Source organism: Roseiconus lacunae, from assembly GCF_008312935.1.
GTDB lineage: Bacteria > Planctomycetota > Planctomycetia > Pirellulales > Pirellulaceae > Stieleria > Stieleria lacunae.
Map to the genome: position 1 here is coordinate 990,727 of NZ_VSZO01000001.1, position 16,426 is coordinate 1,007,152.

Consider the following 16,426-nt stretch of genomic DNA (forward strand, 5'->3'; position numbering starts at 1 on the left):
ACAAATCATCGACCGAACCGTCTTCGCTGGACAAGCTAATTGCCGCTCGTTCCTCTTAAGGTGTAGATCGTTAGCCCGTCTAAACGGGAAGCTTGCGATCCGGTGACCAAACTAGTTAGATAGCCGACGGCGAAACATGTGGAAATACCACAGGCGGTGTAGAGATACCCGTTGACGGACGTGAATTGCCAAAGCCAATACATGACACCCGCACCGACGACACCACCGATCAATGCTCCGGTCGCATTGGCACGCCGCGAAAATGCCCCCAGCACAAACAATCCGCCCAGTACTCCCATGAACAACCCGATGACTTTAATAAAGGCATCGAACAAGGATTTAATGTTCGGGTCGACAAATGCCAAACCAAACAAGGTCCCGGTCACACCGATGGCGAATGTCCACCACCGAGCCGCCTTGAGGTAACCGGCCTCGGTCTGACAGGTCCGCCAGGGTCGCATAAAGTCGGTCACGATCGTGGTTGCGACGGAATTCATGCTGGTCGAAACGGTCGACTGGGCTGCCGCGAAGACTCCGGCGACGATCAATCCCGCGATCCCAATTGGCATCTCGCGGGCGATGAACATCGGAAAGATTTGATCGGTTGTGATGGTCGGGTCCAGTTTCTCAGGATGCGCGCGATAGAACACATAGAGTGCCGTTCCGATCGAAAAGAATAGAAAGGTCGCCGGAATCGTCATCAATGCGTTGGTCCAGATGGAACGAGCGGCAAGACGCCGGTCCGCTGTCGTCATGTATCGTTGCACGACGGCCTGATCGGCAGTGTAGGAAGAGACATTTTGCGCGATCGCACCGACAATGATCACCCACAAGGCGACTTGTGTTTGCGTGACGTCCCAGTGCAGATTGGCCATCGAAAATTTTTCATGCTGACGACCGATCTCGATGAAGCCAACCAAATCCGTCCCCGCCCCCGAGATCAATAACCAGATCGCCAGTATCGCTCCTCCGAGCAACACGACCGTTTGAATCGTGTCGGTCCAGATGACCGCTTCGACGCCGCCCATCGTGCAGTACAGAATACTGAGCACGCCCATCAGCATCACCGATTGCGCCGGGGTCAGCGGCGTCGCGACCGCGAGGGCGAGCCCAGTTAAGGACATCACCACGGCCATTCGAAAGACGTGAAAGAGCGTAAAGCTGGCACTGCCAAACAATCGCACTGCCCGGCTAAAACGTTTCTCAAGGTACTCGTAGGCACTCGTCGCGTCGATGCGACGATAAAACGGCATCGCGATGTAGACCGCCAAAAACGCGACGACGGGAATCATGAAGTTACCCACCGCGTAGACCCAATCTTGCGCAAACGCTTTAGAGGGGATCCCGGTGAACGTCAACGAACTGAGCATCGTCGCAAAGATACTGCATCCGGCTGCCCACCAAGGAATACATTGTCCGCCGCGAAAGAAGTCGTTGGTGTCTTTGTTCTTTCGGGCAAAATAAACGCCGACGCCAACCATGGCCAATAAATAGGTCACTAAGACGACATAATTGACCGTGCCAAATTGGTGATCGGAGGCGATTCGTTCCAACGCCCAAATTTTTGCCGAACGAACGCGCGGTCGCACTTCACCGCTGGGGATAATGATCCGATCGTTCCAATCAACGGCGATGGTGGTGACGTGATTGGCAGGGATAGAGCCTGCTTCGGTCCAGGTGTCGGTGATGGTGTGATAAGCCAACGCCGTTTTGGGAAACCCAGGATGGTCGTCCTTTAAATCATCGGCCTTAAAAAACAGCGATCCGTCGGCGCCACCGAGCACCGCGATGTGACTTTGGCCGACATCGATTCCCACGCCAGCCATGATCGGTCGAGGCGCATCGGATCGTGCCCGCCAAGTCGCCGATGCTGGGTCGTATTCCCAGACATCGGAAAGGAACTCGATTGAGCTTTCATCGCTTGTCGATTGACGCCGTCCGCCGATCACATACAGACAATCTTGAAAGCCGTTGTGTTGGGCGACGGTCAAATTGAATGCTCGAGTTGGCCCAGGGCAAGGCGGTAACGTTTGCCACCGAAACCGCTCGGGTTGATCTTTAAGCGAAAGGTCAAGTGCGAACAATTGGTCGCCGGCCGACGACAACGACGCATCGTTTTGGCCGCCAACGAGATAGACAGTGTCGCCAATCAACGCCGCCGACGCATAAACACAAGGCTGAGGAAGTGGCGGATAGTCAATCGTTTCGATGCGTTCGGTTGAAGGATCCCACCGCAACAAGAACGTCGACGCAAACGTGTCGACTGAATCGTTCCCCCCTAAACACAGCACACCGTCGGCCGTCGAAACGGCCGCGCCATAGGCGATCCTTCGGGGCAGCGTTCCCGCCTCATTCCACGTATACCCGTCATCGCTTCGGCGAAGAACGTAAATCTTGTCGTGCCAGACTTTGTCATTGTCCCAAACCGGTTTGGGAAAGTTTGCCCCACCGGCGACGATCAACGCGTCGCGATGCACACCCGCGAAGGGCCCCGCGACGCCAAGCTCTTCCGGCAGCGCAGGTAGCTCCGTCCATTGATACATCGACGCCGGCGATTGAGCATCAGCACTCGTCGTCGGACTGAACAACAAAACTCCGACGAGCCACATCGATGCCCCGGCAAGGCGAGCACCCTCGGCAACCAACATCAACGCGTCCCTCATACCATTGAATCCGCGGCGGACCAATCAAAAAATCCGATCGCTTCGAGATCAGCACGTAGGCGCTCGGTCGCATCGGCGGACAGACCGCAAAGTGGGAGTCGACATCCACCGAGCGAGTGACCTTGGAATTGCATGATCGCCTTGAGTGCCCCGTGGAACGGATAGCGACACATCACGCGGACCATCGCCACCGAATGCGATTGCAGCATGCGAGCGTGTTTCCAATCGCCCTGCTCGGCAGCCGCGATTACCCGGCGGTACAGCGGTGCGGCGATATTGTAAGTACTACCGATCGCGGCACGTGCCCCGGTGGCCAACGCTCCGAGTAACATTTCATCGCAGCCCCAGACGACATCGAAGCGCCCGTCGGCGACTTCCAAGCAGGCTTGAAACTCGTGCAGTTTCGTGTCGGTGTACTTCAACCCGACCAGCGTCGGAATTCGTTCGGCCGCGATCGACAAAAACTCAACCATGTCGATCGTCGATCCGGTCAGTGACGGGATGTGGTAATAGTAAAACGGGATCTCGGCGGCCGAAGCGATTTCACGCATGCAATCGGCCAGCGTCACAGGGTCCGAGACTTTGAAGTAGGACGGGCAAGTCGCCGAGACCGCGTCGGCACCGATGTCTGCGGCATGCCGTACAAGTTTTCTGGCTTCGCTGACGCTGTTGTGACCGACTTGAACGAGCACGGGAACACGTCCCGCCGCGGCTTTGACGTAGGCTTCGGCGACGAGTTGACGTTCTTCGGTCGATAGTGAAATGCCTTCTCCGGTGCTGCCGCAGACATACAATCCACGGACGCCTTGATCGATCAGCGCGTCAACCAACGGAGGAATCGGATCGGTTATGACATCGCCGGATGTCTTCAATGGAGTGCAGGTGGCGGCGATCAAGCCATCAAGTCGATTTTCGAGCACGAGGTCGAACCTTCGTCGCGGTGGGAAAGGGGCGGGATCGAGAACGAAAGCGTTCTACGAAACGCAGCATTGTAACCGTCGCCAGCACCACTCGGGGACTGAGGATCGCCAACGGTCATTCGCGTGAAACACCGCGTTTCACAGCCACCTGAGATTCGCACTAGCGACAAACCTGTCCCAATCGCTAGCCTGCGGCGGTTATCAGTCCGGCCACGCCTCTTCGTCACCATGCATCGTTTCCGATCCCTGCACCTGTCAATCGAACACGCCGTCAAACAGTGGCGTTGGATCGCGCGACTGAAACGAACAAAACAAATCCGTGACCACTGGCTTTGGATTCACCAAACCGATCAGGCGACTCCGGTGCGGAGCGCGACCAAGCGTTGTTTGCTGGACTTTCGGAGGATCTCCTGCGATGGCGAGCAGGGCCGACGATTTCACGCGCTGGTGTCATTGCTGGCTCGTGGCGGATATCAGGTCGTGATGGTGCCACGACTGCCGTTTCTGCAAACCGGAGACCGCGCATTTAAAGCAAGCGCCCTGAATGTCGCCGAGCCCCTGACCGACGATCTGGCCGCAGGGCGTTTCGATCTTTGTTTGACCGACCGGGGAACCGATCATCCGCTAGCCGATCGGACGGTTCAGGTGGTGACCAGCACACGCCGCCCGGTTTCGCCGCGGGATCTTGCGGTTCCCTATAGCTTTTACCCGTTGATTTGGGACAACCACGAAGACGATCGTTTCGCCGAGTATCGACAGCGTGATCGGGTTTGGCGACTATTCTTTGGCGGGCATTGTTCGAAAGCGTCCTACCAACGCATCCGCAAGTACCGACGAATGCAACCGGTCGATCGATACACTACCATTCGTCAGTTAACCGACTGGTACGGCGACCGGACGCGAAACATTCGATCTGACCAGATGCTCGATCGGTGCCTGAGCCAACGTCATGATGGCTTTGTCATGATTGACAACGCACAGTATCGTTCGGACGCAACGCGCTGGTTGGAATTGCTTTCCAGTGCTGACTTTTTCGTCGCCGCACCGGGTTGTGATTATCCCCTGTCGCACAACGTGATTGAATCGATCGCGGTGGGCACGATTCCGCTGTTGGAGTACGACTCGCTACTGACGCCGCCACTGACCGACGGCGTAAACTGTATCGCCTATCGCGGCCGAGATGGATTGTGTGAAGCGATCGAACGTCTCGATGCGATGTCGGCCGATGCGATCGCAACGATGCGCGGTGAAGTCATCAGGTATTACGAAGATCATCTCAGCCCCAACGCGTTTTGTCAGCGTTTGGAGTCAGCGTCAGTCAATCGCGTTCACCTGTTTTCATATTTGACACCCGCTGCCAAGGCCGCCTGATCGCAACGTGCAATGCACATCGTCGCCGCTTTCATCAGATGTTCGTCAGTCGCCGGAGGATTCGGTTTTCTTGTTTGTTTCCGCTTCGGGACTTGAGTGTTCCACCAAGTTTTCTTCTCCGTGCGTCCGGATATGATCGGGCACCTCGCTAAGGTTTGGTGGATTCAATTGGCCTTCCATTGATGCGATCGAAACGGCCACCGAGGCATCACCGGTCACGTTGGTCACCGTCCGCAACATGTCCAAGATCCGGTCGACCCCCAGGATCAGCGCGATACCAGAACTTGGGACACCGATCGATTGCAAGATGATGACCAGCATGATGATTCCCGCGCCTGGGACGGCGGCGGTGCCGATCGAAGCCAGCACGGCGGTGAGCACAATGGTCAATTGCCCGGTTAGCCCCACGTCCATGCCCATCGACTGGGCGATGAAGACGGCCGCGACGGCTTGATAAAGCGCCGTACCGTCCATGTTGATCGTCGCCCCGAGAGGGATCACAAACGACGAAACCTCTTCGGAGACACCGAGCTTTTCTTCACAACGCTCCATCGTTAGCGGCAAAGTGGCACCGCTCGAACTGGTCGAAAAGGCAACCAACTGAACCGGCGCGATGCCTTGCAAGAATGTCTTGATCGGCATCTTAGTGACCAACTTCAGCAGTCCAAAGTACGTGATGCAAACATGCAACGTTAATCCAAGCACGACCGAGATACAGTAGAACCCCAACGCGGTGAGCAACTGCAAGATCTGGGAAAAATCATCGCCGGCCAAGTCAGTGATCGTTCTAGCGATCAGCGAAAACACACCGATCGGCGCGAACAACATGATCAAGTCGACCAATCGAATGACGACATGATTCAAGCTTTCGAGGACATCGATCATCGGCTTCGCTTGAGCTTTCTCGAGCTGGATCAAGCCGATCCCGACCATCAACGAGACGAACACGATTTGCAACATGTTCCGGTTGCTCGACGCCGCGGAAAAGAAGTTCGACGGCACGATGTCGATCAAGATTTGTAGCGGTCCGCGTGTTTGAACGTCCGCGGCGATCTCTTCTTTCGCCGAGACGTCGCCGGCAAATTGTTCTTGTAGCTGCGTGCGGGCTGCTTCGGGAACTTGCAGTCCGGGCTGCAAGACGTTGACGATCACCAGTCCAATGACCACCGCGATCGCCGTAGTGCCGATGTAGATCCCCATCGTCTTGCCGCCGATCCGCGACAATTTCTTAAGATCGCTAAGCGATGCGACACCGAGTACCAATGACGCGACAACGAGTGGAATCGCGATCAACTGAAGCGAGTTGATAAAGATCACGCCGAATGGTGCGACCCAATCATTCGTGAATTTGGACCAACCGGCGGCTGCCGCGATCAAGCCATACACCAGACCCAGCAACATGCCGATGATGATTTGCCAATGTGACTTCTTGTACCAGGCTTCAGAATCGGCCATCGCTTCGGCAGCTCCTTCAAGTTGTGTTGTTCATGCTGCCGCCAATTGTACGTGATTTTAGGATCAGCCGAATGGCGCTAACCACGGTTGTGCCGCATTAACCGCGGTCAACCCCCGTCGGCTGATCGATCGAACTCGAATTCAATGGACTAATTTTTCTGCGGTTGATTCTTCTTTCGCAGGAATTCGTACATATTAAAACGCTCAGGAAACGCAACGCCTTTCTCGTTCGCCCATGCCTCCCATAGCGACACGATGTCTTTGCGAAGCTTTGGTTTCTTCTTTGCCAAGTCATGAAGCTCGGTTCGATCTTTGGACAGGTCGTACAATTCCCAGGGTTTTTCATACTCACGGACTAGCTTCCACTGCCCCATTCGTACCGATGCGTTGCCTTCGTGCTCCCAGAACATCGGATCAAAGTGAATGCCTTTGCGGTCTCCGGCAAGTAATGGAACCATCGACCGCCCCTCGCATTCGGTCACCTCATTGGGATATTCGCCGCCGGCAAGATCGATCACCGTCGGCATAAAATCCTGTAGGTAGGCTCGATGCCGAACAAGCTTGCCACGGGTCGGGGCGGGAATCCCACTGGGCCAATGGGCGATCATCGGCGTACACGCACCGCCTTCGTGAACGTAGTGCTTGTACTTCCGATAGGGCGTGTTGCAGGCCCCGGCCCAATGCAGCCCGATGCGGACGCCCTTGGTGGTTTCCAGCGGTGGGTCCTTAACCATCGCTTCGTTGCCGACACCGAAGTCACCGCCTTCCTGACAAGCACCGTTGTCGGACAAAAAGAAGATCACGGTGTTGTCGTACTCGCCGGTGTCTTTCAAGTGCGTGACCAACTTGCCAATATTCTGGTCAATCGAATCCAGACACCCCGCGTAAGCAGCCATGATGGCGTCCAGCCGATCACGTTGCCTGTTGTCCAGGCTATCCCAGTCTGGACCGGGGTGCGGAGCCGCTTCGGTGTTCGCCGAAAGCAAGCCGAGTTCACGTTGACGCTTCTGACGCGACTTCATCAACGCACCCCAACCATCTTTGTATTTCCCGCGGTACTTTTGATAGTCTTCCCATTTCGCGTTGAGCGGCCAGTGCGGCGCGTTGTAGGCGAGGTACAGGAAGAAGGGTTGATCGTCATCTTCAGACTTGGCGTCGGTCAGGTAGTCGATCGCCTTATCGGTAAACGTGTCGGTCGCATAGAAGTCCTCGGGAACCTTCACCGCCTCGTTTCCCTCGGTCAATCCACGATCGCCACCGGGTTTGAAATAATTGATCGCGCCGCTGAGGCACCCGTAGTAGCGATCGAAACCACGCTGCAGTGGCCAGCACTCTTTCTTGTCCGCACCCAAATGCCATTTCCCGGTCATCAATGTTTTGTAACCAGATTCTTTCAAGACCTCCGCCAGGGTCGTGCATTGATCATTCAGGTAGCCTTGATAGGGGCCTTCGAAACCGAGCGGTTGATTCGGGGGCGCGGTCATGTGCCCGATCCCGGCTTGATGGGGTTGCAACCCGGTGATCAAACTCGCTCGCGTCGGGCAGCAACGACCCTGGTTATAAAACTGGGTGAACCGCAAACCGCCTTTGGCGAGTGAGTCGATGTGAGGTGTCTCGATTTCGCTGCCGTAACATCCCAGATCCGAATAGCCCATGTCATCGACCAAGACGACGATGATGTTCGGTCGAGACCCGACCAATTTCGTTTGCTTTTCGATCAGGCCTTCGTCTTCTGCGATTTGCCGCAGGTGACCGGCGGCGATCTTAATGACGTCTCGGTCATAAGTCATCAATCCATTGATTTCGCCTTCGACATCTGTGGTTTGCGTATAAACCGCCCCGGCGACGCCTTTGGCCTTGAGGTCCGCCAGACGCCGAATCGATTCTTTGTATCGTTCGATGTATTCATGTTTGGTTTTGGGAAGGCCGCCGTATCCCCAGTTGCGTTGACTGCCCCAAAGGTGATTGGGTACTGGCCAGCCGTGGCCTCCGAACTCACCGACGATTTTGACGTAGTCGTCATAACGCGGATCATCGACGGGGAAATCGGGATGTGGATAAACGTGTTCGTCGGCCATGTCTCCGACCGGAAAAAAGTTTCCTCCGCTGGCAATGTTGATCTGTCGTGATGGATCATAACTTGTGATCCAACGCCCGACTTCCATCGTTCGGTGTTGACCCCAGCGTTCATTGAAGGGAATCCAGGTGACGATCGAAGGATGGTTGTAAAGATGATCGACCATCCCCTTCAATTCGGCCATGTATTGGTCGTGTGCCGCGTCCGGCCATGTCGCATCAAGCGACTCGCCTTCTTTCCAAGCGTTCGGTCGCTTAGCGGCGTCATGGTTCTTATCTAGACGTTTCCATTTTGGCCATTCACCCGATGGCATCCCGGCACCGCCTTCGACTTGGTCTTGCCAAACCAGCATGCCCGCTTTGTCACAGTGATAGTAGTACCGCCGCGGTTCGACTTTGATGTGTTTGCGAATCATGTTGAAGCCGGCTTTCTGCAAAAAGTCGATTTCAAATCGGATCGCTTCGTCCGACGGCGGCGTCAACAATCCGCCCGGCCACCAACCTTGATCCAACGGCCCCCAATGGAAGATGTCTTTGCCGTTAAGCGTCAAACGGAAGTTGCCGTCGGCGTCCCGACGTTTACCGACCGTTCGCAAACCGACATAGGATTCGACACTGTCGAGAACTTGATTGTCCTTCCCGATCAATTCGACCTTCAAATCATAAAGCGTGGGTGATTGAGGTGTCCAAAGACTCGGATTCTCAACCGATAGCGTGACTCCATCGGAGGATCCGGTGGCGGTCGTTGAGGAATCGCCCAGTGATGCGGTCACCCGTAGTTGCGTTTGATCACCGGAAACCTTCGACGATACCGTCACATTACCTTGATCATCGCCGGTGACTTTCAGGGTTTCGATGTGGTGTTTTGCGACGGGTTCGATCCAAACGGTCTGCCAAATCCCCGAGACCGGTGTGTAGAAGATTCCACGGTTTTCGACTTTCTGTTTTCCGCGTAACTGATACTTGCCGGTCGCATCGGTCGCATCAATGACTTTGACAACCAGTTCATTGCCTTCCGGTTTGACGTCATCGATCAGGAACGAGAACGGTAGGTTTCCGCCGACGTGGTTGCCCAATTTGCGGCCGTTAAGCCAGACGTCGCAGGCGTAGTCGACCGCTTCGAAATGCAATCGAATGGATTGCCCGTCCTTCGGTCTGGCATCGACAAGATCAAACGACGTTCGGTACCACAACGCTTGTTCGGCGGACAGTCGTCGGCCGACGCCAGAGAGCGGGGCTTCGACGGCAAAAGGAACCAGAATCTGCCCTTCAAACGATTCAGGTTTGGCGGAGTCTTTCGCGGTGATCGCATAGTCCCACATCCCGTTGAGGTTTTGCCAACGCGATCGCTTCAATTGCGGGCGTGGATACTGTGACCAAGCATCGTTCGGTTGAACTTGTTTACCCCAACGGGTCAACATCGAATCGGCAACGGGCGACCATGCGTGTTCGGCGGCTCGGCCGGGGTGAGTCGCAAACAAAGCGATCGCGATGAACAACGTGGCGTTCACGCGAGAAAGACTTCGGTGATCGATCATCAAAAAATGCGGGGACGAGAGGAGGATTCGAAAGGCGGGAATGCAAAACATCATAGCCGCACCGCCTTGCACCAGGGAGCGAATCGCGACGCCTTAAACGCTTTGACGACGAATCTCAATTAGCTTCTAAGCAGTTGAACACGAATGATTCGGATTAAGTCATTTCACTCTCCAAGCGGGAGGGTGTTATCCAGATGCTTCAATCCAAAGACTCGTATTTACTTGCTTCGTTAGGATTGAAACCCGTGTCGTCACAAAAAAACGACCGCTCGTTGGTTTAACGAGCGATCGTTCGGTTGGTCGTCTGATCGGTTGAGACCAGAAATCTGTTCAGATCAGGGAATTAGATTTCCCAGCCTTCGCGATACTCGCGCGAGATAAACTCGTTGACCGCAGGAGTGTTCGTGCTCTTGATGTTCTCGGCATCCCATTCGATCCGTTGGCCCTCGCCGGCGCGGAGTGCCAAGTTGCCAACCAGGATCGTTTCGGTCAGGCGACCGGCGTAATCAAAGTTTGACATCGTACCGGGTTCGTATTCGCCTTTGACCGAGGCGACGAACTCCCACTTTTGACGCAAATCATTGTTGCCCTTGAACGGAATTCGTGGCAACGTTTGCTCGGGAAGTTCGTAGTCGGCGTATTGATCGCGCGGCAGCAACACGTAGCGAGCGCCGTAATCGTTCTCGCTGAACAACATGCCCTCGCTGCCGACCACCAACGCACCGCTGTTCTTCTTGCCGCCGGCGCGTTGCTCGGCGATCTTCTTTTGGTAACGCGATGGCAGTTGGCTGATCAAATCGTCGGAGGGCAATTCGCCGCCGTCATACCAATGGAACTTACAAGCCGGCAGTCCTTCGCGTTCGGGGAATTCGAATACGATTGAGCTACTCGCCGGATAGCTTTCGCCCTCGACGATGCCGGGATTCTTGACCGCCGTGACGGCGACCGGATCCCATAGCTTGAGCGCCATGACGGGCATGTTGGTGGTGTGGCAAGCCATGTCGCCAAGTGCACCGGTGCCGAAGTCGACCCAACCGCGCCAGTTAAATGAGTGATAGGCGGCCTTCTTGAACGGTCGCATCGGTGCCGGTCCGATCCAGGCATCCCAGTTCAATGTGTCCGGCACAGGATCTTCACCCGCGGGACGTCCTTGGCCTTGCGGCCAGACCGGACGGTTCGACCAAACGTGGACTTCGCTCACGTCACCGATCGCGCCACTACGAATCACCTCGACGGCTTCACGCAGGCCGTCTTCGCTCGTCCCCTGGTTGCCCATTTGAGTGACGACGCCGGTTTCTTTGGCGACGTCTCGCATCAGGCGAGCTTCACCAATTGACCACGTCAGTGGCTTTTGGCAGTAAACGTGTTTCTTCATTCGCATCGCTCGCACGGCCGCGGCGGCATGCGTGTGGTCCGGAGTGCTGACGGTTACGATGTCGACCTTATCACCAAGCTTTTCCAGCATCTCGCGGAAGTCCGAGAACTTTTCAGCGTCGGGATGATCCAAGGCCTTCTTTTCTAAGAAGATCGAATCGACATCGCACAAACCAACCAGATTGACGCCGTGTTCGGCGATGTGACTGGCGTCGCTACTTCCTTTGCCGCCGACTCCGATACAGGCAGCGCTCAAACCTTGAAGTGCCGAATCCTGCGCCCGAAGTTGTTTCGAAGTCCCGGTCCAATAGCCCACTCCAATGGCACCCGCCGCTGCGGTTTGCCCCAGGAAGGTACGACGATTCGTCTGCTTGGTCATTCAATTAGTTCCTCAGAAGGAGTCAGGAGGGTGGTTGCGTGGATGGGAGTCTACGCAAATCGTTGGCGAGCCTGAAACGTCGGCCCGGCCAAAAACGAAGTCCGCACCGATTACGTTCACTTTGCAGCCTAGAAAGAATAACCGTCGGGATCGCAAATCACAACGTTTTGACGCTGTAGTTCGTTGTCAACTTGTTAATCATTTGTCAACATGACCAGTCAAGGCAAAAAGTCGGGCGTTCCCTGGGGAGGGTGAAAACCACACGACCGAAAGCGAGAGTTTCATGATTCCCCCCCCCCTAAAATTCTTGAAAATAGCGTCATTCCCCGAAAAAAATAGATTCTGACCCCGCATCCGCTTCCCACCTCAACCCCTATCAAACTCATGACCCGATCGATCTTTCATCGCAAACGCGGCCCCATCGTGTTTGCCGTTGCCCTGTCATTCGCTGCCGTCGGCGGATGCGAACGTCAAGCCGACACGGCGTCGACCGGCCAGCCTGAATCGGCCGTGCCCGCAGGTCCCGAAACAACTGCGGACGAAAAGCCGGCTCCGAAACCCGATGATGCCGCGGCCATTAAAACGCTTGAAGACGTCGGATTCGATCTCGAAAAAGATGATCAGGGCAATGTGCTTTCCTTCGGCATCGCGAGTGAAAAAGATATCAGCGAGTCGTTCTCCGCTCTCGCCGGACTGAATCACGTTCAAGAAGGTTTGTTCAGTGGCCCCGGGATCGACGACAAGGGAATGGAAGTTCTTTCGGAACTTCAAACACTCAAACGACTCGACTTTACCGATTCGGCGATTACCGACAAAACCCTCGAACCGATCGCAAAGATTCCGGGGTTAGAAGTCCTGAAACTACGTCGTGTCGCGGTCACCAAAGATGGCCTCGCGAAGTTAAAGCCGCTGCAAAAACTCCGCATGATCGACCTGCGTAACACGACCGTCGGTGATGAAGGCGTCAAAGAAGTCGTCGCCCTAAAATCGCTTGTCGATGTTCAACTCGAAAAAACTCAAATCACCGACACCGCCGTCGAACACCTCACCGCCCTGAAGCTCAAATCATTCAATGCGAATGCTTGCCGCAGCTTGACCGACGCGACGCTCGAGTCACTTGGAAAAATCTCGACGCTGCAACAAGTGCAACTGGATTACTCATCGATCACCGATGCGGGGATGAAACATCTGGCAGACCTCTCTGATCTCAAACGAGTTCGCATCCGTGGCTGCTTCGTTACCGACAAAGGCATCGAAGCGATGGGAAGCGGTGCCAAGATTGAACGCATGGAATTACGCGACACATCGATCACCGGCGAAGCCCTTGGCCGGATCGCCAAGTATCCCAAGTTGACGTATTTGGATCTCGGCGAATGCCGACGAATTCAATCGGAGGGTTTCAAAAACCTAGCCGGTGCGACCGGACTGACCTACGTCGGTTTTTGGGAGACAAAACTGAACGATGAAGCGATGCAGGCACTCGGCGGCTTGACAGAATTGACAGATTTGGACGCGCGGGACACCGAACTCGGTGACGAAGCGGTCGATACTATTTTGAAGTTCAAAAAGCTCACAAAATTGGATCTGTCGGGCAATCAAATGATGACCGATGACGGCTTCGCAAAGCTGGCACAGTTACCGAACCTGAAGTGGTTGGGGGTTGCCAACTCCAACATCGGCTATGACGCCTTCGACGAACTCGAAAAGAAAGAAGACCTCGAGATCGTCGAGTAGCGTCGTAGGCTTTCTTAGTTGACGAAGCACTAGACCGAGGTTCGGTCGCGATCACGGATACTGATACGCTTCGTTTTCGACGTCGAAATCCGCGTCGGTTAAACCAACATTGGTCTTTAGATTGCGATACTCGTAAGATTCCAAGAGCGGTAATTCATCGCCTTCCTTTTCCGGCCAACCGAAACTGCGATAGCTGACAATCAGCATCGCATCGGGGTCGAAGATAATTTCGGCGAGTGAGAAATCGTCTTCACCGCCACCGGGTTTGCTACGCGTTGCGCGAATCAGCTCACATTGTCGCCCAAAGAATTCATGACCTTTGGTGATCGTGACGTTGACGTCGGGATTGTCTAAATCCTGTTTGCCGCGTTCGAGCAACTGTTCGGTCAGCCGAACCAAACCGATTTCATAAATCGGAAACCGTTGCCCCTGCATTGCCAACATCCCGGTCGGTTCCAACCAGATCGTTTTCCAACTTAGTAACATTGACGTTTCATGCACCGCCATCAATCCGTCATACAGATCTTTGCCCCAAATTACCTCACGCCCGGCAGTTGATTCCGGCGCAATAAACTTGAGATAAATCCGCATCGGGGCATCGTTGGTTTCGTTCCGCAACCGAGTTTGGATTTTCACTTCCATCTCATTCCGCTCGCTCAGTTCACCGGCTTCGTTACGTTGTTGTTTGACGAACGTTGCGGTGTAGTCGTTGAGCGTACCTTCCATCTGTCGCAGTGCCGACTCGGCCAGTTCTAACACCTCGCGCATCGATGACTTTCGGGTCGGCGAACCGTCCGGATGATCGTTGTCCAGCTCCTCGAGAAGTTCGGTCGATGTCGGCACGACGTCTTGCCGTACCTCGGGACCCGAGCGAAACGCGAACGCGACGCCCGCGACAAGGATGATCGCTGCACCGCAGACAAAGGCGATACGTCGGCCGCGTTGAGGATGGGTGGTCATTGGAATTATTGGATTGAAGTAGCGATTGCAGATCATCGGTCTGCGTTGTAATTCAGTTCGACGCCCTGATTCAAGGCATTCTTACCGCGCCCGACTCGCAGACAACCAGAAAAAAACGCGAGTCGAGGATGACTCGACTCGCGTGTTCGTTAAGCAAGTTGATCGTTAAGCCACCCGCTCAAGGGCGAGGAGCTTGTCAACACGATCAGAACTGGCCCGGTTGTTTCGGCGTCATGCTGGCGCCGATCGCTTGGATCAGCGACTCGCCGACCTTGATGCTCATCTTCGATCCGTTTTGGATCGAATCACTCACCATGGTCACGGTTCCCTTGTCTTCGGAAGCGTTCAGTGTCGCGATGATCGATTCAATTTCTTCGGCTTCACTCGGATCGACCGAGCGGGCGAGTTCGAGGAACGGAAGCAACTTCATCTTAAACTGACCCAACGGGCGGTTGCCGCTATCGTTCGTGTTGCCCGAGTCGATGAAGTCCTTCAAGACGCTCTCACTATCACGACCGATTGCCAAATAGATCGCCTTGGGCGCGGTTCCGATGTGGACTTTCAACACGTCGCCAAACATGTTGCGAATTTCGTCTTCCCGTTCTGGGATATCGGCTTCGATTAGGTGCAGCGTCACGTCACCGTGTTTGCCGGCGTCGAACGTGAATCGCGGCGCGTCTGCGGTATCGGGAACCTTGGTTGCCAATTCCTTGGCCAAGGTTGCGACTTCGGATCCATCGGCGACAAAGAAACCAAGGACGGCATTGAATTGATCGGTGCCGGCGTTGACCATCATTCCAAAGTCACCTTTGCCTTCTTCGATCGACTTGGTGATGATCGCAAAGAACCGGCTCATGTAACGCTCGATTTCTTCGGCTTGCTGAGGCGGCAGGTTGCCGTCGGCAGCCATCGCGCTTCGAATCATCGTTGCGGCATTTCCCAAGCTGGTCTTCGCTTGCGCGATCGCTTCGGGGCTGACCGAGGTCGCACTGTGGATGTAGGCGGCGGCATCGTCACGAATCACCGACGCAAACCGCGACGGAATTGATTGCTGTCCGCCGTACATGGCTGCCAACTTACTGCCCGGAATTGCAGTGAAGGAAGCATCGATTCCGACGTGGCGACCCTCTTGATCGATATTGAGACCGAAGAAAATCTCATCAGCCTCACGCACCAACTGCTCAATTTGCTCGATCGAATTTTCAGCCACTTCGCGAGTCGATTCGCTGTCGGGTTGGTTGGCAATCGCTTGCTCAAACCCTTGACGCATCGAGTCGATCGCGACGTTGCGAAGTTCCATCGGGATCTGCTGAATTTGTAGACGCACGGCGACGTTGTAGTCTTTGCCCATGCCCTCAAAGAAACCGCTCGGGTCGGCAGGTACCAGTTGCAAGGCGTCCTTGCTGGGCCCGGCAACGGCATTATTTTCGTTTTGCTTGATGAAAAACGTGTTGCGATTGACGGTCACGACAAGCGTACCATCCTCTAACTCGTCTACCGGCCCGGTCTGAGTTTCGATTCGTTTCAGGATCGAACGGATGTCGCTGGTCGGCAACACCACGATTGGCTGGGGCATTCCGCCGGCCAACGAAACCAACACGCCGATCGGACGACTGGTATCGAGACCTTGACCGTACATGCCGGTCATCATCGCGAACATGCCGCCATAACCGGGCTGCCCTGCCAGGCCGGTGAGGTAGTTGACATCCGCGGTCATCTTGTTGATCGAAGCGACCGAAACGGCGAGGACAGGCTGGGTCCCATCGGTCAGCGTCGCCGGAGTGCCTTGGGCGCGAGCTACAGGTGCGGCAACTAATGCTAGCATCAGCATTGCCGCCGAGGCCGCCGACTTCAGTCGAGTCGCGGCGAACCAATTGTTTGTCTTCAAACCCATGTTCAGTTGTAGTCCTTTTCGATGATGGGGATTCTAGACCGATGGAATACGAAGCGAATTCG

General features: G+C 55.2%; 9 protein-coding genes. 2 read left to right on the plus strand and 7 right to left on the minus strand.

Annotated elements, in window-relative coordinates; all coding sequences use genetic code 11:
* Positions 1 to 35: 35 nt before the first annotated feature.
* Positions 36 to 2,663: a sodium:solute symporter family transporter gene (locus FYC48_RS03500; RefSeq protein ID WP_149495268.1), complete on the minus strand. Its 2,628-nt coding sequence runs from the start codon at positions 2,661 to 2,663 to the stop codon at positions 36 to 38.
* Positions 2,660 to 3,583: a dihydrodipicolinate synthase family protein gene (locus FYC48_RS03505; protein ID WP_149495269.1), complete on the minus strand. Its 924-nt coding sequence runs from the start codon at positions 3,581 to 3,583 to the stop codon at positions 2,660 to 2,662. Before FYC48_RS03505 ends, FYC48_RS03500 begins: the two co-directional genes overlap by 4 nt.
* Before the next feature lie 228 nt (positions 3,584 to 3,811).
* On the opposite strand from FYC48_RS03505, the gene FYC48_RS03510 reads away from it, so the two are divergent.
* On the plus strand, positions 3,812 to 4,954 hold the full coding sequence (locus FYC48_RS03510) for a hypothetical protein (RefSeq protein ID WP_149495270.1): 1,143 nt from the start codon (positions 3,812 to 3,814) through the stop codon (positions 4,952 to 4,954).
* Between the two features lie 45 nt (positions 4,955 to 4,999).
* Here the strand turns inward: FYC48_RS03510 and FYC48_RS03515 are convergent, their stop codons facing one another.
* The 3 genes from FYC48_RS03515 to FYC48_RS03525 form a co-directional block, all read right to left on the minus strand.
* On the minus strand, positions 5,000 to 6,409 hold the full coding sequence (locus FYC48_RS03515) for a dicarboxylate/amino acid:cation symporter (protein WP_149495271.1): 1,410 nt from the start codon (positions 6,407 to 6,409) through the stop codon (positions 5,000 to 5,002).
* A gap of 149 nt (positions 6,410 to 6,558) precedes the next feature.
* Positions 6,559 to 10,023, minus strand: a complete 3,465-nt coding sequence (locus FYC48_RS03520) for a sulfatase-like hydrolase/transferase (protein WP_160149303.1) — start codon at positions 10,021 to 10,023, stop codon at positions 6,559 to 6,561.
* A gap of 343 nt (positions 10,024 to 10,366) precedes the next feature.
* Positions 10,367 to 11,776 (minus strand): Gfo/Idh/MocA family protein, encoded by a 1,410-nt coding sequence (locus FYC48_RS03525; RefSeq protein WP_149495273.1) that lies wholly within the window; start codon positions 11,774 to 11,776, stop codon positions 10,367 to 10,369.
* A 384-nt stretch (positions 11,777 to 12,160) separates the two neighbouring features.
* On the opposite strand from FYC48_RS03525, the gene FYC48_RS03530 reads away from it, so the two are divergent.
* A complete protein-coding gene (locus tag FYC48_RS03530; protein ID WP_149495274.1) occupies positions 12,161 to 13,510 on the plus strand; it encodes a leucine-rich repeat domain-containing protein in 1,350 nt (449 codons plus the stop codon).
* A 51-nt stretch (positions 13,511 to 13,561) separates the two neighbouring features.
* Here the strand turns inward: FYC48_RS03530 and FYC48_RS03535 are convergent, their stop codons facing one another.
* The gene (locus FYC48_RS03535; RefSeq protein WP_160149304.1) at positions 13,562 to 14,470 is read right to left on the minus strand and encodes a DUF1571 domain-containing protein; all 909 of its coding nucleotides are present in this window, start codon (positions 14,468 to 14,470) and stop codon (positions 13,562 to 13,564) included.
* 205 nt (positions 14,471 to 14,675) lie between these two features.
* Positions 14,676 to 16,364: a hypothetical protein gene (locus tag FYC48_RS03540; RefSeq protein WP_149495276.1), complete on the minus strand. Its 1,689-nt coding sequence runs from the start codon at positions 16,362 to 16,364 to the stop codon at positions 14,676 to 14,678.
* Positions 16,365 to 16,426: the final 62 nt, after the last annotated feature.